15 protein-coding genes are annotated in these 22,701 nt (G+C 39.1%); 9 read left to right on the top strand and 6 right to left on the bottom strand.

Translation table 11 applies throughout. The features are described 5' to 3' along the window. Positions 1-70 precede the first annotated feature (70 nt). A complete protein-coding gene (locus M886_RS12425; RefSeq protein ID WP_015412988.1) occupies positions 71-1,261 on the bottom strand; it encodes a DUF3344 domain-containing protein in 1,191 nt (396 codons plus the stop codon). Between the two features lie 653 nt (positions 1,262-1,914). Here M886_RS12425 and M886_RS12420 point away from each other — a divergent pair. The 3 genes from M886_RS12420 to M886_RS12410 are packed head-to-tail and all read left to right on the top strand — an operon-like array spanning position 1,915 to position 5,368. After that, the gene (locus tag M886_RS12420) at positions 1,915-3,699 is read left to right on the top strand and encodes a CARDB domain-containing protein (protein ID WP_011034920.1); all 1,785 of its coding nucleotides are present in this window, start codon (positions 1,915-1,917) and stop codon (positions 3,697-3,699) included. Continuing rightward, positions 3,668-4,654, top strand: a complete 987-nt coding sequence (locus M886_RS12415; protein WP_226987627.1) for a DUF3344 domain-containing protein — start codon at positions 3,668-3,670, stop codon at positions 4,652-4,654. Before M886_RS12420 ends, M886_RS12415 begins: the two co-directional genes overlap by 32 nt. Before the next feature lie 39 nt (positions 4,655-4,693). Continuing rightward, the gene (locus M886_RS12410; protein WP_015412989.1) at positions 4,694-5,368 is read left to right on the top strand and encodes an ABC transporter ATP-binding protein; all 675 of its coding nucleotides are present in this window, start codon (positions 4,694-4,696) and stop codon (positions 5,366-5,368) included. Between the two features lie 81 nt (positions 5,369-5,449). On the opposite strand, the gene M886_RS12405 is transcribed toward M886_RS12410, so the two are convergent. Both M886_RS12405 and M886_RS12400 read right to left on the bottom strand, forming a co-directional pair. Next, positions 5,450-7,054, bottom strand: a complete 1,605-nt coding sequence (locus M886_RS12405) for a COG1470 family protein (RefSeq protein WP_226987628.1) — start codon at positions 7,052-7,054, stop codon at positions 5,450-5,452. After that, entirely contained in the window at positions 7,051-8,769 is a 1,719-nt protein-coding gene (locus M886_RS12400; RefSeq protein ID WP_048037853.1) for a DUF3344 domain-containing protein, read from the bottom strand. The genes M886_RS12405 and M886_RS12400 overlap by 4 nt, the downstream gene beginning before the upstream one ends. Positions 8,770-10,234: 1,465 nt before the next feature. Here M886_RS12400 and M886_RS12395 point away from each other — a divergent pair. Together M886_RS12395 and M886_RS12390 are read left to right on the top strand one after the other, a co-directional pair. Continuing rightward, positions 10,235-13,168 (top strand): DUF3344 domain-containing protein, encoded by a 2,934-nt coding sequence (locus M886_RS12395; protein ID WP_235203952.1) that lies wholly within the window; start codon positions 10,235-10,237, stop codon positions 13,166-13,168. Between the two features lie 459 nt (positions 13,169-13,627). Beyond that, entirely contained in the window at positions 13,628-14,749 is a 1,122-nt protein-coding gene (locus tag M886_RS12390) for a hypothetical protein (protein WP_048051272.1), read from the top strand. Positions 14,750-14,887: 138 nt separating this feature from the next. On the opposite strand, the gene M886_RS12385 is transcribed toward M886_RS12390, so the two are convergent. After that, on the bottom strand, positions 14,888-16,918 hold the full coding sequence (locus tag M886_RS12385) for a YVTN family beta-propeller repeat protein (protein ID WP_235203951.1): 2,031 nt from the start codon (positions 16,916-16,918) through the stop codon (positions 14,888-14,890). Between the two features lie 623 nt (positions 16,919-17,541). Further along, positions 17,542-18,123, bottom strand: coding sequence for a nucleoside deaminase (locus tag M886_RS12380; protein WP_015412997.1), 582 nt, complete (start codon positions 18,121-18,123; stop codon positions 17,542-17,544). A 415-nt stretch (positions 18,124-18,538) separates the two neighbouring features. Between M886_RS12380 and M886_RS12375 the strand changes: the two genes are divergently transcribed. Together M886_RS12375 and M886_RS12370 are read left to right on the top strand one after the other, a co-directional pair. After that, positions 18,539-18,931 (top strand): VOC family protein, encoded by a 393-nt coding sequence (locus M886_RS12375; RefSeq protein WP_048040371.1) that lies wholly within the window; start codon positions 18,539-18,541, stop codon positions 18,929-18,931. Between the two features lie 1,381 nt (positions 18,932-20,312). Continuing rightward, positions 20,313-20,861, top strand: a complete 549-nt coding sequence (locus M886_RS12370) for a YkgJ family cysteine cluster protein (RefSeq protein WP_048051271.1) — start codon at positions 20,313-20,315, stop codon at positions 20,859-20,861. 112 nt (positions 20,862-20,973) lie between these two features. Here M886_RS12370 and M886_RS12365 read toward each other — a convergent pair whose 3' ends face one another. Then, entirely contained in the window at positions 20,974-21,192 is a 219-nt protein-coding gene (locus M886_RS12365) for a hypothetical protein (protein WP_152558033.1), read from the bottom strand. Positions 21,193-21,561: 369 nt separating this feature from the next. Here M886_RS12365 and M886_RS17535 point away from each other — a divergent pair, with 369 nt between their 5' ends. Then, positions 21,562-21,837, top strand: a complete 276-nt coding sequence (locus M886_RS17535) for a hypothetical protein (RefSeq protein WP_053228895.1) — start codon at positions 21,562-21,564, stop codon at positions 21,835-21,837. Between the two features lie 100 nt (positions 21,838-21,937). Further along, positions 21,938-22,678, top strand: a complete 741-nt coding sequence (locus M886_RS17530; RefSeq protein ID WP_053228894.1) for a hypothetical protein — start codon at positions 21,938-21,940, stop codon at positions 22,676-22,678. Positions 22,679-22,701 lie beyond the last annotated feature (23 nt).

Below are 22,701 nucleotides of genomic sequence, written 5' to 3'. Positions count from 1 at the left end.
GAAACTGTCATCCAGTTTTTTTAGAATCGAGTCTTCAATTTACCCGGAATCACAATATTATTTTTTAACATTATTTTCCAGCTTTCTTATCCCTTAGTCCCAATACCAATTTTCTTCCTGTTAAAAGAGCAGGAGCAAAAACGAACCCAAACCCTGGGGCTTTTTTAGATTCAGTTCCGGATGTTTCTGGGGTGCTACCTGTTTCCTCGGATTTTTCGGAAGCTTCTTCTGTGGATGACTTCGATTCTTCTGCGAGCAGGTCTTTTTCAACAACAAGGAAAGACCCCGAAGATATTACATAATCGCCTGCTGCCTGGAAAAGAATGATATTTTCTCCGGCTTTCAGGCAGTCCGTTACATTCCTTTCATCAATTTCCAGATCGGGATAGGGTTTCCCATCGCAGATTCCGGTAAATTTTTTGTCGTTCACTATGAGTGTGTTATTCTCCCAGTTTCCTGATTGCGTGATCGTCCAGAGGGTCGCACTGCGGATGGGAAACTGCAAAGCAGGCCTGAGCATTTCACAGATTGTCTGGTTTGGGGCCGTGTAATAAAGTGGGCTGCCGTTTTCATCCATCTGAGAATTAAGCTCATCGGCTCCTTCGTTAATCCAGTATTCTATATTCCTTCCATCAGGGTCCTCGTATACAATAAGCAAACCCACACCTTCAATGCAAACACAGGATGCATCCGGGCCTATGTTTTCTATTTCCGTAGTAAAGGTACCGGACCCGGTTATACAGGAACTCACATCATAAGCCCAGGTTCCTGAGGGATAATCATAGCTTCCCCAACCTTTCCTGTCGCTGTACTCCCTGTCAGGTTCAAGCTCCTGTCCGTCAAAACTGAGTTTCATCTCAGGGTTTCTCCCCTCCATCCCCTCGGAACTCCAGGTCCAGTAATTATAGAGCCTGGCAAGTTTAATGGTTGCTCCTTCAGGAAGATCGAAGTTATGGTTTACCTTATATGTGTCTCCAGGATAGGCTTTTCCACTGTAATAGCTGCTCCCTGCAGTATAGTAAAGATCTCCCTTAACTGTGTCATGAATGTACGTTTTCAGGGGCTTATCTCCGGCATAACCATTGTTTTCGGGGACCTGAGCCAGGGAAGGTGCAATTAGCAGGCAGAATAAGCCTGAAAGAAGGCAGCAAAGGCCTGTAAGCTTATAAAGCATATTCTTTTTTTTGCTGAGTTTTGTTCTCCTGAATTTGTACTCATTTTTTGTTTTATTTTTCTCATCCAGTTCCCAACCTCTTTTCACCCTGTACTCCTCCTTCGATTCTTTTCGTCATAATTTTTATCTTACTCTAGCTCTCCACAAACCCAAAAATATGTGGCTATAACCCCAACTATTTGACAAAGGGTATGAAATCTTCAGAGAATCAGAGTAATCAGGATAATTTTTTCATTCAGTTTTAACCAGTATATAATGAACAATTTTGATTATATAAGTTTTTTTAAAAAATATGAATTTTTTGATTCGAGATGTTACTGATTATTACTAATTTTTAATTCTATCCTCTTAAAATCCAGGGTTTTATCTGCTGAAAGAAAAATTAACTCTGTCTTTTGAATTAAATTTAATATTAACTTCATTTCCCGATTTCAATAAACATGGATACTTTTTTTGAAGAGCAGTTTAAAAGCATATCTATGAATATTTATTACAATATTTTGTTTAAGAATAATGACAGTCAAAACAACTGACTTCTTTCTAAATCATATGACCTGTATTGTATTTTCTCATACAGAAACGAAAAATAGTAATATTTAATAACCTTTAAATTTCAGTAATTATTCTATAATGATATTAAGTTATCCTGAATTATTTTACCTTCTCTAAAAAATCTACCCAGAATAAACGGAATCCAGGCCTGCTCAAGTTGACCCCATTCTGGAATGAAGTGAAAGACTATGGAAATAAGTCCTGCAAAGATAATTGTACTGTTTATTATCCCGATTTTTCTGCTGGCATCAGTAGATCTCGCCCTTGCCAGCTATTCTTATGAGGGCATGCCCTTTGCTCCTGATGCCCAGGGCACATTCAGAGGAGAATTCTACATGGATGGAGGTCATGGACTTGGTTTTTCTCCATACTCCCAGAATTTTGATGTTCCTGAAGGTTCTGTCCTCTGGGCTCGCCTTTATATTGGAGTCTGGGGTGGTACGGATAGTGATGAAGGCTGGGTCCAGCCTGAGTTTAACGGGCAAAGGCTTGAAAAACTACATCTTGAAGGAATCAATGATGAAAACGAAAATGTTTTCTGTGCAGGCCACGGGGTTTACTGGGTGGCTTATGATGCAGGCAATCTTATTAAAAACGGTGAAAATACGGTAGAAATCCTTACAAGCACAGGAGAACCCGGAAAAAAGATGGACGGGAGGATTTATGGTACAGTGCTTGCTGCTGCCTGTGAAAACCCGAAAGCTCCCATGGTCTCCTACCAGCTCCTGACAGGGAACATAAACCTTCATGGGGAAGGCTGGAGTGAAAACATAAAGGAAGTAAATGACAGGGCAGAGGTTAATTTCAGCGCAGGGCAGGCTTTAAACAATATAGATTCTGCAAACCTTTCAGTCGTGTATCTTACAGGGTCAAAAGGTCTTCCTGATTATATTGAATTCAACGGAGAAATACCCGGGGTTCCGCCTCAATACCTGGTCGAGAAATGCGGAGAAAATGTAAGGGATATCGCAAATGAGGTCAGCTTTGATAGCTCGGGAGACAAAGGCGCAGCCTCAAGCTATTTCGATATGGAACACATTGATGTGCTCAATTATTTGAAGGCAGACAACTCCGCAGTTTTTGTAAGAGGATTTGATATTAACGGAGACGGAAAAATAGACGACCAGGAAGGGGAAGACTACCTTCATCCTGTCCTTGCAGCCCTGGTCCTTACTTCTAAAAATACCGAATCCGTATTTCCTGACCTTTACCCGGAGATAAGAGTCTCTGAAGAAGAGCTGATTGATGGGAAACCTGTGGAAATTTCCCTTACAATTAATAATCCCGGAGGAATCTGTGAGGAAAACTGTACTGCTGTTTTCCTGGTAGATGGAAATGAGATCTCCCGGGTCCCGATCCAGATGGGGGCAGCTGGAATACACAGGTCAGGCATTTTGTGGTCCGGTATTAAAGGCGAGCACAGGCTTGAACTCTTTCTGGACCCTGAAAACAGTATAAAAGAGTCCAGTGACAAAAACAATAATTGTGAACTGAATATCCTGGTCAGGTCCGCACCCGACCTGTCGGTTTCCCTTGGGGAGCCTGTAAAAATAGAGAACAAAGAGATCTCTTCAGCTTCGACAATCCTTCTGGGTTTTATCGCTCTTTTCAGCATCAGGAGAAAAAAACCCATTTTTCTCATCCTGCTGGTCGTTCTCATAATAGCGACTTTTAGCGGCTGTGTTGAAGAAACCCAGAAAACAGCTAAAACCGATTATTCAATTCCTGTAAAAATTACGAATAATGGAGAAGCTTCAGCCAGGGATTTTGATGTAAACCTCTACCTTGATGGGGAAAGTGTTACTGTCCTGAACATCCCGGAACTTGAAGGTCAGACCTCAATTGTTGAAAATATAAGGATTGATACTCAGAAGGGGGAACACGCCCTCAATGTGAATGTAGATGAAAATAACCGTATTACCGAGTCGGATGAGAATAACAATGAATTTGAAATCAGCTGTACTTTTAATTAACCTCCTGCTGCTTATTATGCCGGCTTCAGCTTCATATGCCGGAGATAAAAACCTGCAGACAGTCATTCATGATGAGCACTGTGGAACCCTTGATTTTTCTCTTGGGGACAGCAGATACAGTGGAGAGCTCGAATCAGGTGAAAGCTATACTGTTAACTTCAGTGTCAATCCTCCGGAAGGTTCTTCCATAAAGGTTGCAAGAGCTTATATTTACTGGACATGGAGCAAACAGGGGCTTGATGGCATATATCCGGAGTTTAAGTCTTCTCTTGTACATTCCGGAAGTTCTGTACTTTTACTGGAAGAAAAAAGGTATACGGACACAAAAGGTTTCGTCTCAAGATACGATTTTTTTTCGGGAACTGACGTTTATGACCTGAGTGAAGATATTTCGGAGGCTGGCAACTATTCTATATCGCTTGTAAATGCTGGTGGTGACGAAAAAACCTTCTGTGTACAGGGCGCAGGGCTTCTGCTCGTTTATGAAAACCCGGATTTACCACAGACAGAGTACTGGATTAATGAAGGCTGTGATGTGCTGTATGCAGAATACGGGATCGATCCTGATATGGCAACAACAACCACTTTCTTTGAAGGAGATATTTGCCCTGAAAATATTGAAAATGCACGGCTGATAACAGTTTCTCCTTCAGGAGGCTATAGTTCAGGCACAGAAGCCAGAAACAGGCTTTTTTTCAATGAAAAAACCGGGAGTATTCCGGTTATCGGAGACATCATAAAGCTTCTGTTTGCGGGTGGAAAAAGCTGGAAGAATGTATACCAGACAAACGAAACTGTCCAGATAGCCCTGGATGAAAGGTCGGTAGGAAATTACCTTGATTCTAATGGGAATTTTGCCAGTATTCAGGATAATGGAGATTACCTCATGGCTACGAATGCAATACTTTTGCTCGAGTTCAAAGAGCCTGAAAATCCTGGAAAGAGATACGGATGATTTTTGCAGGAACTGAGTACAAACAGGAAGTGGACAGAAATGAATATTGTCGAAACCAGAGATCTATCAAAGTGTTACGTGTTTGATTCCGGGTTGCGTGTGGAAGCCTTAAAGGATATAAATGTGAAAATTGAAGAGGGAGAATTTGTTTCCTTTATGGGACCTTCCGGATCCGGGAAGTCCACTCTGCTTAACATTGTCGGGTGTCTTGACCAGCCCAGTTCTGGAAGAGTCTTTATAGAAGGAAACGAAGTGGACTACAGGAATTCTCCCGCCATTGTAAGGCTGCACAGGCAGACAATAGGATTCGTATTCCAGGCTTTTAACCTGATACCTGCAATGGATGCTCTTGAGAATGTCTGTTACCCGATGCACTTTAATGGAGTAGGTCGTTCCAGGCAGAAACAAAGAGCATCTGAACTTCTTAACCTTGTAGGTCTTGAGGATAGAATGTGCCATCTACCTTCCGAATTATCCGGAGGAGAGCAGCAGAGAGTTGCCATAGCAAGAGCGCTTGCAAACAGCCCGAGAATTATTCTGGCAGACGAGCCTACTGGAAACCTTGATTCAGGAACCGGAAGAAAAATCACGGACCTCATGAAAAACATAAATCGAGAGCAGAATATCAGTTTTATCGTTACAACTCATGACCCTGAAATGGCCAGAGCTGCGGACAAGGTGCTGAAGCTGAATGACGGAACAATCATAATCTAAAAATAAAAGTTGTTAATAAATCTCTAAAATGGCCAATAAAACCTTAAAATGTTAGTGGAGCTATAAAAACGGTTTATGAAATTATGAAGGAACAATTTTAACATTCAATTTTATTTCCTGTGGAGGTTCTGCAAGAACCGCGTATATCGAAAAATCCGAAATGTCTGCTGATATTCTATTTTCATTCACAATACAGTCAGTTAGATTCCAGATGGAATTACTTCCACAGTAGCGGTAAATTGCAGGAAAATTGCCTTTTACCGAGTCACTCAGGCTAAGATCAAGCCTGCAGAAAGGATCAAATTCAGCTCCTTCAGGTTCAAGTCCATAGCATTTTTCTGCAAGGAGCAGGGATGCGGGCAGTGAAGGCTGGTCTACCTCTGTTATTGTTATTGCTTGAATGGACTCTTTATGGCTATCAAGAAGCCTTGTCCCCTTTGGAATGAATATAAATGCATCAAGCTCCTTATTTTCCACCCGAATATCCAGAAGAGAGTATCCGTTTTTGTCCAGATAAGATGAGAGATCAACCCCTGAAGAAATGGTCACTTCTGTATGAGTTTCGTTTCTGTATGGCAGGTATGAAATATTTTCAAATATAGTGATTATATTATCGGAATCGGAACATTCATTATAGGTCTGCCCGCATAGATTTGAGTATGTATGGACTTGCGGCACTCTGTGAGCTCCAGGCTGGTCGGATTTTATATAGTAAGAAAAGGTCTTTTTTTCTTCCGGAGCAAGTACAAAATTCCAGTTTAAATAATCCGGACTTTCCGGGCCCATGCCATCACCATCTGACCTGGAAATGCTGGTTACTGTAAATGTTGCTGGAGGCAGGTCAAGCAGTGAAACATTGACCTTTCTTTTCTGGATATTTTTTACGGAAATAGTAACACACACGGGGTTCCCTGAAAAAGCTTCCAAACCTGCACTTTTGTATATTTTCAAGGGCTCTATAAGCTCAATTTCTACATCCTGGTAAAGAGAATGCTTACCGGAATTATCTTCCCAGTTCAGAGTTACAGTAATATTATATGATTCTTTTAGCCTTTCAGGAAACCTGAGCCTGAGTTCACAGGACTTTTTTGAACCCTTATCGAGCGTTATAATTTCCGGACCTCCTTCTTTGACCAGAAGCCCGTCAGAATCCAGATCAAGCCTTATTCTGTCGGATTTCACTTCTCCTACGTTTCTGAGCTCCATATCAATAATTATATCTTCATCAAGAAAGTACTCGTCTTTATTCGCTTCCAGATCAAGCTCCAGAACCACATCATCTTCAACAATTTTTTTTGTTTCAAATACGATTTCTGCTTCAGGAGAGCAGAGGCTTCCAAACATTGGAAGAGTTTTCTGGTCTGTGACATTGCACGCTTTTAGCCTTACATTGTTGCTATCCAGATAACACCAGGCAGTACTGTTATTCTCAAGTACGGCATCTCCAAGTCTTTCATCTTCTTTTGAAACCTGGACCAGAACCATCCCGTACCCGTCGAATTTTAATGCTTCCAGAATGTATACGTCTTTTGAGACAATGGAGTTTTCAGGACTGAGGGTAACTATCAGGCTGTCCCAGTCGTCTTCATTCGCCGAGGCAGGGGTAAGGCACATTACCAGATACAATGTGAGGAAAAAAGCTGTAAAGGCGAGAAAAAAACATTTTCTGCTCATGATTCTGCTCATACCTGTTTTCCCCTTTTTTTATCTCTCAGGAACAAAGCCGCAAAAATTAGTCCGAGTTCTCCATAAAACCCCGGAAACACGGCATCCTTTTTATGTATATCACTCCGGTAAACCGGGATTGTACTGCTAACCGGTTCCGCGTTAACTTTCCGGTTAACATGCTCTCTTTCACCACCGGACACAAAGGATTCATTGTTACCAGATCCGGAAGAAATTCCTGTAACAAGAATGAACTCTTTTCCGGTGTTGTTTGTTCCGTCTACTGCAGAAACAACTATTTTATTGGGTCCGGGGGCAACAGGTATGTCTGCACTCCATCTTTTGTCTGCAAGCAAAGCTTTCTGGCCGTTAACATCTACTGTAGTGTTCCGGCTGGTATCTTCAACTGTTCCACTGACCTTCAGGTATCCTGAGCTTACTGAACTGCCGTCAAGAGGAGAGTCAATTTCAATCTCAGGAGGAGTCAAATCAATAATATTGGCAAGAAAAGGAATATTCCAGTTGTTTATTTCACAGAGTTCTTTTTTCCTGTTAGTGTAGTCAACAGATACCTTCAGAACATGTTCCCCACTGCGTCCGGGTTTCCAGTTGAAATCAATGGTTTTACTTTTCCCGCTTGAAAGTGAAGACACAGAAGCGGTTGAGACTATTTCGTTGTCAGCGTAAAGTGCAGCCTGAAAGCCATATGCAGAATCCCGGCCTATGTTTTTGATATTTGCCTTTATGATGTTTTCCTGCCCTGCATAAAGTACAGGTAGAGTAACTCCTGAGACTATAAGGTCAGAACTTCCTTCTTCTTCCGTTCCCAGACTCAGTGCGGCAAACACAGGATGTAAATAGTCTTCATCATCCCTCTGAAACCTGAGTTCGTTATCATCCTCTGCAAGAAAATCAAGTACATCAAAGAATTTTAAATCGAAATAACTCTTAGAATTTGCAATATCGTTACTGTTTTCTCCGTCAGAAAGCTGTTCATCATTGAAGTACAGGGAATCTCCGAGCCCCGGACTGCCACAGAGGTATACGGCAGCAAGATTTGCAGTCTTATACCTGTCCACATCCACTTTTCCCGAGAAATCAGCATATGCTTCATCGTGGGTTGAGGACGCTTCTTCACTCCTGCCTTTATCATGGAGGTTTATGTTTCCTTCTTCAACCCAGTACCTTGTATCCTGTCCTTCTTTATCTTCATATACTGCTGCAAGGACTATTCCATAGATCCTGCCGTCGATATCCCCGCTTGTTTCGGCTTCTACCTTTACAGGTCCCGTACTTAGAGCAGTCCCCATGTCATAAGCCACCCAGTAAATCCCATGACCTGCACAGTATATAGAAGGGTTCTGGTCTTCGTTATCTCCCTTATCTCCCGTACCTTCCAGCTCCACGCTTTCGAAACTATTTCCATTCACATTAATGTCCAGAGTACCGGTTTTTTCTTCATTCCCCCCCCATATACCCACATATATCTTTGCCCATGTTACCGAATCTCCGGGAATATTGAATTCCTGCACATAAGGAGTCGGGCCAAGCCCTTCCCCGCCATCAACATAAAGTCCTCCTTTTACCGTACCTGATGTTACTTCAACCAGTTCGTCCTGTTCAGGAGTACCTTCAAAATTATAAGTTGCCAGACATGGAGTAATACATATAAAAAATATAAAAAATCCTGCAGTATACAGGAAAAACCTTTTCAAACCCCATGCCTTTGATAACACATATAACATACTGAACCAGCTTCTTTTCCAGATATTCCAGGTTCAAGCCGTGCTTTTCTGAATAACCTTCAAGCTCTGAAAACCACCAATAATAATCAGTTCTCAGGCTTCAAAGAATATAAATTCTCACGAATTTTTAATTTTGTATTACTTTATATAGTATGTGTATATTAATTTTTCGAATTAGTGGCATTTTGTATTTAAAAAATATCATTAATATATCTTCTCAAATAAAGTATTTCAGTAAGCGATTGGAAGATAGATAAAGTAAATTAAATCCTACCTTTTAGCATAAAGAAAAGATAAAATTTGTTTAACGAAAAAGAGAACTGAATGTTCTTATCTGAATTATAAAATCGGCGCTGGCTTACCTTTCAAAGCTATCAATACTCTCAGGGAGCACCTGAAACATTCGGCTGAAATCCAGGCTGGAATTCATTTTTTCGAGCAGGGACATAATCTGGCTACGCATATAGCTAATTCAGATCACTTTTTAGAATTCTGTAAGCAGGCCAATATGGAATTGATTCTTTAGAATTTCGTAAAAGGTCAATAATCATAGATTCATACTTTATGCCTTAAAAAATGAATCGGTTTATTGCAGTTTGAAATATAAATGAATTAGTTAGATAGAGCTCCAAAATAAAAAAAGTATTCTTTACTGTTCTCTTACAATTATGTACTGGTTTTTATATAATGGAGCAGATTCAGGATTTGATAATCTGATGCCTATTGTAAATCTTTTGGCATGAAAGTTCTCTCAAGTACTTTCATTTTTTGGGCATGTTATTTGAAGAATATCATGTGTGTTTTTTGTCTATTATTTTTTTGTAATATATATTATGAAAAATTTTTTAATATTTGTTATTAAACTAAAGAATATTAATAATTATTAAATTAATTTTCAAATTATGATAAAGATAAATAAGCCCATTTATATAATAACAGCTAATTATTTTGGCGGCTCCACAGTTTTGATATGATTTATTAAAAAAATCGCAACAAAAGACGTAAAAATACCACAGGACAGCTGGATAATCTTCTAGGATGTCTGATTTATTGTGAAATTATTATTCAATTTACACAAAAAATTAAGTATAAGTACTTTTAAGAAGCATTTAGAAAGCTTAATATATCTGAAAAATTGTTACTAAAAAGATTATTTGTAATAATAATCAACTATTAACTGGGAAAACCCTTAAGGAAAGATTTTGGAAAATCTGTGGAAGAGAGTCTCATTAGAAGCAGGAATATATTTAATCTCACTTGTCATCAAATCGAGTAATAGGGTATTTTTTCCCCATATACCGCAGAAATTATCTGGCCCTATTTTTACTGACAACTGCTAAAATTCCTGTTATATATTAATGGGAACCGATTGTGCACAGAGTTCTGGAATTCTTTCTCTAACTTATTTACAGGAGGAAGATCTACGAACAGAAAAATTATTTTGGTGTTGCTAATAATGGTTCTGAGCAGTGGAGTCTGCTCGGCCGATAATTACGTAGGTGGAATCCCCCTCACCTCCGCCCACAGCGGAACAGTAAGCGGTGGGGTATATTGTGATAGCTATTACGGAATGGGAGACCAGGAAGCAAAAGCATCCAATACTATAGAAAAGACTTTTACTGTACCGGATAATGCCAATGTCGAATGGGCGATGCTGCTCACAAATGTTTACTGTGGGCATATGCAAAACAATTATCAGGGAAAGGCAAAAGTGGATTTTAACGGCAAAAACCTAGGAACTGAAACTCTGAACGTTCCGTACACATATTCTTACAACGGAGGAAACGGGCATGTTCAGGTTAACGACCACGTGAACAGGGTAACAAGTGACTACATGATGTATTATGATGTCACAGGCCTTGTAAAAGCCGGGAAAAACACAGCTGTAGTAAAAACCGATCCTCTTGATAGCTCATTCGATGGAAGGATAAGACTCGTCACCCTTGTAGTGGCTTACAACGATGGAAGCAAGAAAACTATCTGGTATCAGGTCAACCGTGGACATGATGCAGACAGTTATTATAGTGACGACGAGATGAATGAAAATTACATAGGAAGTACGGCTTTCCAGGCAGCTTTACCTGAAGGCTCTTCTCTGACAGATTCAAAGCTAACACTTGTATACCAGGCAAGCTCAGACGGAGCATACGCCTTTAATGGAAATGCCCTTAGTTCAGGCACGCCTCAGGGAACTTTTTCCGGGTCCAATACATGGGACGTCAAGGATTCATTAAAATCGTCAGGCACGAACACTTTAACCTATGATAGAACTGCCTCGTTCTATAAAAACGTCCTTGGAATTCTGACAGCAGAGTACACCACATCATCCTCAGGTGACAGCACCGATGATACCCCTGCAGATAACACTACCGATAATGGGTCTACAGGCGACACCACCGATGACATATCTTCAGACAACACTACCAATGATACATCTTCAGACAACACTACCAATGATACATCTTCAGACAACACTACCAGTGATGTACCTGCAGGCAACACTACCAATGATACACCTGCAGATAATACTACCGATGCCAAGTCTTCAGCTGACCTGGGCGTACAGGCGATAAAAGTATCACACAACAGCGCGGCAAAAGCCTGGAAAAACCTGGTAAACACTGTAAATGTTACTGTAATAAACAATGGACCTGAAAAAGCAGGCAGTTTTGCTCTTGAACTGTATTCCGAAGGGTTCCTTCTTGAAAGCAAGCCGATTAACGGACTTGCAAATGGGGCTACAGAAGCAGTTGAATTTGTCTGGAAACCTGAAGACGCAAAGAATTATACCCTCAGGGCAGTTGTCGTTCCGGGATCCACCATAAATGATGCGAACGCGACAAATAATGAGCTAAGCAAAACCCAGGAAGTAATGCACAACGGTTATATCGGAGACAAGCCCCTTGAAACCTATCTTCACGGTACTGTTAAAGGAAACATTATTTACGATTATGGAAACAGCAGTTATGTTAAGGTATCCTCCGGGGACGTCTACACAGCAGGTCACTCTCTGTCACTTCCGGAAGGGGCAATCGTGAAGTATGCAAGGCTCTATAATTTCTGGACATGGAGTGCAACAGGTTCCAGTGGGGTCATTCCTTCGATGAGTCTTGATTTCGCAGGAAGCTCCCTGACTCCGGAAGCCGAATACGCTGATCAGAAAGGCTGGGGACAGTATGATTATCCGACCGGGACATGGGCTTATAATGTAACAGGGCTTGTGAGCGGAAGCGGAAATTATATTACAACAGTCAAAAACACTAATAGCGATGCTGAAAACAGTTTCTGTATTGATGGCATAGCCCTGCTTGTGGTTTACGAAGATGCCTCAGGAAAGGAAACCCAATACTGGATCAATGAGGGCTGCGATGCAGTCAGTACAATGAGTTCTTCAGGAGGCCTTACTCCGGATGAAGCTACCGTGAAAATCGCTTTTGCAGGCGATTCTATAGACCTCGGCAATGTGGACAATGCCCGGCTCTGGACCACAGTCCAGTCAGGAGGTCACGAAGGAATTGCTCTGAAATTTAATGAAATGAGTATATCCGGTGTTTATGACTCTACTCCTTCCTCGAATCTGGATATCGATGAAGCAAGAGATGTTACATCCTATCTCCTGTCTCAGAACAATGAGGCTCAGATAATAGCCCCCTCTGTTACGGATAACAGTGGCGACTACATGATTCCTTCAAGTGCAATCCTTGCAGTCAGTTATAAGAGTGGAACAACTGATGACACTAACGTAACAGACGATACAAATGTGACTAATGATACAAATGTAACAGATGACACTAACGTAACAGATGGTACAAATGTAACAGATGACACTAACGTAACAGATGGTACAAATGTAACAGATGACACTAACGTAACAGATGGTACAAATGTAACAGATGACACTAACGTAACAGATGGTACAAATGTAACAGATGACACTAACGTAACAGATGGTACAAATGTAACTATTGATACAAATGTAACTATTGATACAAACGTGACTGACAATACAAATGTAACAGATGACACGAATATGAAAGATGACACAAATGTGACACTTAAAGTGAATATTATCCCTGTGATTTCCCTGACCGTTTCACCGGATTCACTTGACTTCGGGACGGTTTCTCCGGGTACGCCAAGCGAGTCACTGCCTCTTGCCCTCAAGAATAATGGAGGCATCAGTATAAAAGTGACAGCTGAAGTGCATGACCAGGAGAATGGGCCCTTTGCAACGGGACTTCTACTGGACCAGAATATCTGGTCAAACTACAGCAAAGTTCTGGCTGCAGAAAGTGCGGAAACCTCTCAGGCTCAGCTTGACCTCCCGCTAAATTATTCATCAACAGGGCAATTCCAGGGAACCCTCAGTTTATGGGCAGAAGCAGCTTGATAAGGCTGTTTCTTCATTTTTTCGGCTCTGAATATTGTGAACTCATAAAAAATTATGAGTTCAAGCCGAAAAACTCTTATTTTTTGTATACTGCCAGACTTACGGTTTTGTCTCAAAATAAGCGCACATATTAAGAGAATATTTTTTTACTCTAAGCAAATATTTTTTACTCAATGAGCTCATCCCGAAACCTATTTTTTTCAGACTTTTTCAGGACTTATATCCAGGAAGAGTTAAGAGACGAATACTCTGTTTAATAACTTCCGAAGATGTAAAATGACAGTTATATAAGAGAAAATTGGAAAAAAATTGGAAGAAAAAATTAGATGGCAGAGAAGCAAATAAGATTATCATACATTTAATGGAAAACTCTGAAGTTAGCCCGTGCTCTAACATATTAACATTTAAAATGATAGAATTACTGTAAAATGTATTGAAAAAATAAGGAGGAATAGAGAAATGAAAGCATTTTACAGAACAGTAATTGCGGTGAGCTTTTCCCTGGCAATTCTTTTTCTAATTGCAGGAACTGCCACCACCGGTTATGTCAGTCCCGGACCCCCGGCAACAGATACCGGGCTAAAACAGGTGCCATATGACATCACCGGCGATTTTACAACATTTTCAGGTATCACTTATGATTCTGCGTCCGGTGAATTTTCCGCAGAGAACTCAGGAGAAGATTATACAGTCACTCAGTATGACCGGCTGTTTACGATTGTACAGGATGACTCCTGCTCTCCTCTATTCTTTGCCATTGACGATAAACACGGCAAGCATTTCTTCAGCTATGAAAGTGAAGGGGATACCAGATCGTACCGAAGCGGCATCATAAGGTCAGATGACATTTTTTCAACGAGAATGATCTCCAGTTCAGGAGGTGTTGTTACAGTCCGGACGGCTCTCGCAGTGCGTAACGGAGTAGAAATTCCCTGTTACAGAAAGCCGATTCCTGACCTCATAGGGACATGGACAACTGCCCAGAACAGCGTTTACGAAATAGACAGCCAGGAAGGAAACGTTTTCTCCGGTAAAATCACTGCACATGGGAAAACAACATCCACGCCTTTCGCCGGATACATCGAAAAAATTGCCGAGGATGGTACAATCGAGCTTGTTATGCTCTGTGAAAAAGGTAACTTCATCCTGGGCAATATCGACCAGAACACGCATAATATAACCATCTCATATGCTCTCTATGTTAATGGTAAAATCTCATCCCTGCCCCTGACAGGGGACGGAACTGAGTGGGCGGAAACTAACAGAACATTGACCGGGGAATATACTGCTGTTTTGAATGGTGACGGAATTACAGAAGATACATTGACACATTTCAGGCTGCTAACAGTCTCTGATGAAAAAGCAGGGCAGTACAATCTGACTTCCGCTTCCGACGAAAACAAAATTATCGGAGCTGTTCAGAGAGAAAATTCATTCATCGAGTATTCTCCAGAGACTGGCCTCATCCGCGGTTTCGTTAAAGGTAACCAGAAATATGATTTCCGGGGACGACATGACCTGGCAGAAGTCTCGGTTTATAACTTGAGGCAAAAGGAAAGAATAAGAGGAACTCCAGATTAAACACCGAATCTAAAAAATTAATTTTAAAAATTCCCCTGAAAAAAGGGAATTTTTAGATTTTATCCTTTAAAACTCAAAAATGATATTTTCAACCAGCTCTCTCAATGAGTGATATACCAGCTCTCAATAAATGATATATCACTCAGGAGCTTCACTATCCGGAATTGGTGTAAGCCCTGTTCCGTTTGATCCCCAATAGTACGTAACAGTATAATCATAGCCTGATTCCAATTGAGTATGTCCACTATTAGTTGCCTGGATTACACGGTACCATGAACATACCTCCTGAGGATATGATATTCGGATATATTCATCGACAATTCCAGTAGGAGTTGTAACTGTACGATTTTGCTCATTAAGAATATTCACTTTGAAAACTGGTTCTCTGGAATCTGCCTTTGTCCACACCACCAGGATATCTTTTCCAACTTTATTTATTATGTTAAGATTAACGCCATTGGTGTATACTGGCAAATAATCTTTAATTTCCTTACATTCCGGCCCTGCGGGTGCAGCAGAATTGCTTACTGACCCTGATATAAACTGCCCGAAAGCTCTGGGAGTATTTCCTGCAGGCACCGTGGCTATGACAATATTGCTAGCAGTGTCAATAACAGATACATTGTTGCTGCCACTGTTTACCACATATACCTTTTTTCCATCCGGCGTGACTGCAACTCCAGAAGGATCGCTCCCTACATTCACCGTAGCTGTAACAGTATTATTTGCCGTGTCAATCACAGAAAGATTATTGCTGACATTCGTCACGTATACCTTTTTTCCATCCGGGCTTACTGTAATTCCAATAGGTTTTGTTATGTTCACTCTGGCTGTTATATTGTTTGATGTCGTGTCAATAACAGAAACATTGTCACTGCCCCAGTTTGCCACATATACCTTTGTTCCATCCGGTGTGACTGCAACTCCGTAAGGAATCCCTCCGGCAGTCACCGTGGCTGTAACATTATTTGAAATCGTATCAATTACGGAAACCGTGTTATTTTCATTGCCAATATCTCCATTTGTCACATATACCTTTGTTCCATCCGGGTTGACTGCAACTCCATAAGGAATTCCTCCGGCAGTCACGCTGGCTGTAACATTGTTTGTAACTGTATCAATAACAGATACATTATTGCTTGCAGAGTTTACCACGTATATTTTTGTTCCATCCGGGCTAACTGCAATTCCTCTCGGATTTATTCCTGCATCTATCGTGTCCGTAACGCTGTTCGTGGCCGTATCGATTACAGAAATATTGTTACTGCCCATGTTCGCCACATATACCTTTTTTCCATCAGGTGCAACTGCAACTCCAAAAGGATCGCTCCCTACATCCACCACAGCTATAACAGTATTATTTACGGTATCAATTACCGAAACATTGTTACTGCCGCCGTTTGTAATATATGCAAACGGAGCCGAACTTGAAGAAGGAGTTTCTTTTATATCCATTGATATGGATTCCGGATTTGTTCTGATTTCTACCTGATCTATTTTGAATCCATAAGCGGTTTCATATCTGTTAGTCTCAAGTTTGACTTTGATTGTATTTCCTGTATACCACTCTGTCCAGAAATCTTCATTATTATAGTCTTTAAAAGTTACAAGCTTGTTTCCATCCCTATTTAAAAGGATTAACTTGTCATCAAAATCAAGCTCTAATTTCGTAAAATGAAGACGCATCTGAGTTGCTTCAGGCCTGCTTATCTCAGGCCAGATATAATTAAAATTATTTGCGTAAGAATGGTATGATTCAGGTAAATCACCAGACGGAGCCATATCATTTCTGGTTTCTACCTGATCTATTTTGAACCCATAAGCAGTACCATACCTATTAGTTTCAAGTTTGACTTTGATTGTATTTCCTGTATACCACTCTGTCCAGAAATCTTCATTACTGTAGTCTTTAAAAGTTACAAGCTTGTTTCCATCCTTATCTAAAAGGATTAGCTTGTCATCAAAATCAAGCTCTAATTTCGTAAAATGAAGACGCATCTGAGTTGCTTCAGGATGACTTATCTCAGGCCAGATATAATCAAAATTATTTGCATATTCATGGTCTGATTCGACCAAAATATTGGTCGAAGCTGTCGTAGTCGTAACAAAGCCTGTTAGTAAACACATTCCTGCTACTAACAAAATTATCATTTTAGTTATTTTAGACATTTAATCCCCCCTGAATTTCCCATTTTTTCCTAATTCTATCACCATGGATGTAATGTGCTTTTATTCTTCACATTAAATTCATGCCAGCGTTGATCATGAATTCTGGAAATTCCCTTGACTTTAACGGACTATCTACCAAAAACTACTGTTTTCAGTATCTGTTCGCCCACATAAAACTCTGAATTCAGACTCTGGTAAAGAGCTCCTGGTAAATCATGACATTTATAGATAAGAATAATAAAAATATTGACAGCATTAGAAAGCGAAAATATTAAAATTATATCTTCATCATATATAATAATCATTTGAGTATAAATCGTTATTCTGTATCTTAAAAAGATAAATGAATTATCATTTAATCAATATTGTCTAAATATATTTATTAATATAAAATTAAATCTTAAATTGACGTTGTTGCAGACACAATAAAATTGTAGACAATAATAAAAGTGAAGCTTTATAAAAGTGGTTTCAGGCTAAATATTTCTCTGAAAGAAACTAAAAAGGACGTCATTTCCCTTGATTCATCTATTCACAGAGTAAGCAAAAAAAGAATTTTTATTCAGTATAGTTATTTTATCATGAAATTAAGAGCTTGCAGGCTTCCTTAAATATTTCCATTATCAGAGTTGAGCCTTCCGAACAGCAGCCAGACCTTTCCAATCTTCCAGATCGAGATCAGGCCTTTCAGCCTTATATTTCGCATACAGTGCTATTCCCGCAGGGTCTTCAAGGATATCCACTTTTACTCCCTTTTCACGCAGCATCTGCTCAGTGCCCGAAGCATTCGTGACATCGCCGATTACAACGCGGTCAAACTGGCGCATATATATTAGTGTGGCGCAAACATCGCAGGGACTAAGAGTTGTAAAAATCGTGGCGTTGCTGAAATCCTGCCGTCCAGCATCTCGTATGGCTGAAGTTTCGCCGTGGTTGTAAGGGTCATTATCCTGCACAAGCGTATTGTGCCCTTTGCCGACAATCCGGTGTGTCTTGCTATCGATAATTACACCACCGATCGGGCAGCCTCCTTCATCATAGCTTTTTTGTGCAAGTAGAACTGCTATGCACATAATATCACGATCGCTCAGTTTAACGAAGAACCCATCTTCAACTATCCCAGGAAGGCTTTTCGTGGGCAAATAAGCGATGACATTGAGAGCTTCTTCCGTAACAGGCGTTTCCTTTGCAATAAAATGTTTCATAAGATCCCCCTTTCAAATCATGCTGCATTCTTTTCAGCAGTATTGAAATATTTAAAGCCGTTTAATTTAATATGGCTTCTCTTATTTAATTAAATTAACAGCTTTAAAGTAATTCCTGACAATCATTATTAATTTTTGTATTTAGAGCAAGAAATCCGGTATTTCATAACTGTAATTCTCATAGAAACCCTTTCTTTTACTCCTGGGGACTTTCACGCCGGAAGTTCATCTTAATGAAATTATATTATCTCAATGAAATTATAATTACATTAGGTTCAATATTAAATGGTTCAATATTACATATTACTGTAACTTTTTAATATACCTGTCAACAATTTAATTCGGGCAAGATTCTGGACGATGTTCATTGCCAGGGCACTCATCAGTTTCAGGAGAACAGAGGGAGGAGTAAGCAATGTTTAAACGTATTGACCATGTGGAGATTTTACCGGGTAATTTCGAAAAATCGGTGGCGTTCTATCAGAATGTACTGGAGTTTCGTCTGTTATCCCGGAAACCAGTGAATACCGGGCCGCTGAAGGAGATCGCCTATCTGCAGCTGGGCGATACCGTCATTGAATTAATGCATGTGAAAAACCTCACTCCCATGTCTTCATCCATGACTGTGGGCTGCCGCGCGATTGCCCTGGAAGTAGAATCAATGGAAGGAGCGATTAATTACCTTCGTGGTCACGGCGTCTACATTACCTGGGGGCCTGTGGATCTGGGCACATCAATTCGAGCCGAGATTAAAGATCCCGACGGCCTTGCTATAGAATTGCGGGAATGGAGGCATAAATCCTGGTGAATCCTGGTGAATCCTAGTGAAGAATCTATCATGTCATGCTCTACCAGGCACAATATTAAATTATTTTTATTTTATATAAATAATTGATGTGTGGAAAAGAAATAGGAAGAAGTAAATGTTAAAAAAGTAAATGTAAAGCTCAGTTCAAGCTCACTTAATCAAGTTCAGCTTAAATGAGAATAAAGTTATTCTGATTTATTCAGGTCATGGAAATTTGATAGACTTTTTTCTTTTTTCATTCTTTAAAATCACAATAATAAACAGGTTACCCGTTTCCTCCTGAACTACTCTATGATCAATAATGCTTTATAAAATTTCCAGTTTCTTCCCATAAACTTTAATTTACCGCTTTGCTTTTTTCCGTTTAAAAAACAGACCAATAACAGCTAAAACCACAACTATGAAAGCCCAAAAAATAATAACTAAAGGGTTAAGTGGTTTTTTTAGCAGATTCATTTTCTTTTTTATCATAAGCCAATTCCGCTAAATTTTAATCTTTGCTAAATTTAATCTTTATATTTGAATTTGTGAATATCATAGGGAACATAAAATTTCCCGCTGATTTCACATTCTGTTATTTCTTTTTCTCTTATTTCTTTTTCTCTTCATTAAGCTTTTTTGTTTTAATTCTTCCACACTTGCATTCTTTAAAGTGAGCAGGTATCTGGTGCTCGCAGGAAACATGAATAAATATCGTCTCCAGGCCTTCGGGAAAATCGATAAAAAGTTAGATCAGGCACATGTGAACTACCACCCAGCTAAAGACTGAGTGGCTTCCTGAGTCATCCTTTCTCCCATTGGAGGCAAGTCGTGCAGGCTCTAGCCCCTCGTTCCGAAGGTGAAATAGATATGAGCGTGAGGTTGTACTTGAGATGCTTATAGCTACCGTCTTTCCACGGCTTAATCCCGATCCCTTCAGGATGATTCTTGCCCTGTTATCCAACTCCCCGATGTTCAAACGTTACCTCGCTTGGTTTTCGCTTTGAAATTCGGCAACGTTCTTAGGAACTGTGAGGTTGTGGTGACAGCAAAATCTAATATTAAAAACGTTTTGAAGATACTTAATAACTTACAGAATCTATAACGGGTAACAGTTTGGAAGTTGACGCTTATATCTCACGAAGCTAAAGACTTCGAGGTTTTACGCTTCTTCCTATAAATCAGGCATATATAGAACATCACTATTTAAATAGTATCTATTTGAAACATGTCAAAAAAGTGAGGAATTACAGCCAGAACAGGAAAAGAGAAATAATGCCGGAGTAAATAAGTCTTTATCTGTATGCTATAATTATCTGTATGCTATAATTCTTATCAAATAGGGCAATTGATATCTTTCATATATTTAACATCTCTTTTTTCTTTCAAATGGGTGAATACTATGGATAGGAGACAATGTTTTGAAAAATACGACTGGTTAATTTCAAAAATTCAAAGCATACTTAAACATTATGAATGTCCCGAATCATGCAACGCGAGCTGCTGCAGACATCATATTATTGATTTTCGCAGAAAAGAATATGAGAAAATCTTAAAAAATGTAGATAAAGAAAGTGCCAATATTTTAAAATCGAATGCAGTAAAGTCAGAGCTGGAAGGATGTTATAAAGCAATCGTCGGGCAGTGCCCATTATTGACAAACTCGAAATGCCGAATATATAATAACAGGCCGGAAGCATGTAGAAATTTCCCGTTTGTAATTTTTCCGGACCCGGAAGCAGGATTTGGTTTAACATTGTTATTGTGCCCGATATCTGTTAACATAATTCAGGATTATGCGCAGTGGTATAAGTCCGTAAACTTAACAATGTATAACCAGCTAACTGCCGTGTACGAACAGTATAAAAACATAGGCGAAAATAATGATTTTTGTATTCAAATGAAAGAGCAGAATTTAGATTCGTTCATAGAGTTTCTTGAAAAGAAGTAATTGTTATAATTGTTATTCATTTTCTTTTTAAATTTCTTTTCAATTTACCGAGGTTTTGCATAAAATATACTCTCACTACGAGAAGTATACTGCTGGGATTATATATTGAAATTTACCTGTTATTTTTCTTTTTCCTGCTAAGTATACCAAGTATCATATCCAGACTTCCTGTACACGCCCACATCACAGCTATAGCTATATAGGGAGAATATCCACCGACAAAATATGCGATAATAAAACCAATTGCCGCGATATAACTCAACGAGGCAATTATGAACCATATGTTTTTGAATTCGATAAATCGCTTCTCGATGTCTGATGTTGATTCCACAGATGTCAATTAGTCTTAATTCAGTATAACCTTATTTAACCGGAAACTTAAATTTTCCTACGATTTACTAAGATGTGTTTTCGATGGAGTTTTCAAGCTCGTTGTGAATAAATTAAATCAATCTGAAACCAATCTGAAACTTCCCTCCACGCTCGCATGATCGCGAAAGGAGCAGATATCGGGCGGTTACTGACAAAAAAGAAAAAAAGCAGCTACGCTAATTATATATTTGTATGTTGGTACATATCAGGAGCAAGCCATAAAGTCCAATCTGATCGAATAAATTTTTATCGAGATCATTTAGATAATCTTATAAGAACTGTTTTATCATAACGATTTTGTTTATAAAGATAATAAGAAGGAACTTCTATGCTATATTTTTCAGATTTACAAATTCTTCTCCCTACTAATTGGAGAAAATTTGAATCTCTTTGCTGGGATTTATGGAGAGAAATTTGGGACGATCAAGATATTCAAAAGAATGGAATACAAGGTCAAGAACAAGATGGGGTGGATATATGCGGGAAATTAAACAAAGGTAATTTGTTGGGTGGCATACAATGCAAATGTAATGAACATAATCCTAATAAAAAGCTCACCGAAAAAGATGTGATAAAGGAAAATTCAAAAAGCAAAAAATTTTGAGCCTAAACTATCCAAATTTATAATTGCAACAACAGGACCGAAAGACGCAAAGATAGAAGAATTTGCAAGAAAAATCTCAAATGAGCATTCAAAAAATGACTTGTTCTCTGTTCAGGTATTAGGTTGGGACGATATTAAAGACCATTTAGAAAACTACCCAGATGTTCTAGATAAGTATTACTCACAAGGAAAAGATGAGAATCGATATAAAAGGGAAACCGCGGAAAAAATTATCGAAACAGTGATCAGGCCTTTGAGAGATTACGCAGAGGGAATAAAACCAAGTTTTAAAAACGGGGAATATATCAAAAATCTAGAAAACAGATCTTTAAAATTAGAACTCGAGCTTATTGGGAATGAACTTATTGAGATTTGTACAAAAAGTAATAAATTCCATTTAAAGGACGGTAATCTAGTTTTTATTTATAAAAGAGATGAGATATTTAATAAAACCATGCCGCAAATAATTGTATGTTTGGATAGCTACAAAGAATATTTTGTAGAACTGAAAAATACTATTGAAGGCATTAATACTCCAAATGTTCCAATTTCCTTTGAGATAGATATCGCTCTTTTGATCATAAATCCTTATAAAAAAAGAGATTTTGCAGAGGATGAATACAGAGAAGAATATCTATTCCAACTTTATGCAACCGTAATTACAGGTAAAAAGTTGTTTAATGGGCATGATTGGGCTACTAGTTTAAAAAAGGAAAAATCAAACGAAGTTTTGGATATAATCAAAAAAGACTATAGCAATGAAACATTTAAAAAAATAGAGTTTTTGAAGAATGAGATTATTATGAATATTGATGAATTAATTGACGAGCTTAATTATTGACGAGCTTAATTATTTAGATAAAG

The organism is Methanosarcina soligelidi, assembly GCF_000744315.1.
GTDB classification, from domain to species: domain Archaea; phylum Halobacteriota; class Methanosarcinia; order Methanosarcinales; family Methanosarcinaceae; genus Methanosarcina; species Methanosarcina mazei.
This window is presented reverse-complemented; position numbering and strand designations above follow the sequence as displayed.

What these genes read in the sequence shown, in the direction of transcription:
- M886_RS12415 (WP_226987627.1), top strand. Translation starts at nt 3,668, where the DNA reads ATGAATTTGAAATCAGCTGTACTTTTAATTAACCTCCTGCTGCTTATT.
- M886_RS17535 (WP_053228895.1), top strand. Translation starts at nt 21,562, where the DNA reads ATGCTATATTTTTCAGATTTACAAATTCTTCTCCCTACTAATTGGAGA.
- M886_RS12410 (WP_015412989.1), top strand. Translation starts at nt 4,694, where the DNA reads ATGAATATTGTCGAAACCAGAGATCTATCAAAGTGTTACGTGTTTGAT.
- M886_RS12420 (WP_011034920.1), top strand. Translation starts at nt 1,915, where the DNA reads ATGGAAATAAGTCCTGCAAAGATAATTGTACTGTTTATTATCCCGATT.
- M886_RS12380 (WP_015412997.1), bottom strand. Translation starts at nt 18,123, where the DNA reads ATGAAACATTTTATTGCAAAGGAAACGCCTGTTACGGAAGAAGCTCTC.
- M886_RS12385 (WP_235203951.1), bottom strand. Translation starts at nt 16,918, where the DNA reads ATGTCTAAAATAACTAAAATGATAATTTTGTTAGTAGCAGGAATGTGT.
- M886_RS12375 (WP_048040371.1), top strand. Translation starts at nt 18,539, where the DNA reads ATGTTTAAACGTATTGACCATGTGGAGATTTTACCGGGTAATTTCGAA.
- M886_RS12395 (WP_235203952.1), top strand. Translation starts at nt 10,235, where the DNA reads ATGGTTCTGAGCAGTGGAGTCTGCTCGGCCGATAATTACGTAGGTGGA.
- M886_RS12405 (WP_226987628.1), bottom strand. Translation starts at nt 7,054, where the DNA reads ATGAGCAGAATCATGAGCAGAAAATGTTTTTTTCTCGCCTTTACAGCT.
- M886_RS12390 (WP_048051272.1), top strand. Translation starts at nt 13,628, where the DNA reads ATGAAAGCATTTTACAGAACAGTAATTGCGGTGAGCTTTTCCCTGGCA.
- M886_RS12370 (WP_048051271.1), top strand. Translation starts at nt 20,313, where the DNA reads ATGGATAGGAGACAATGTTTTGAAAAATACGACTGGTTAATTTCAAAA.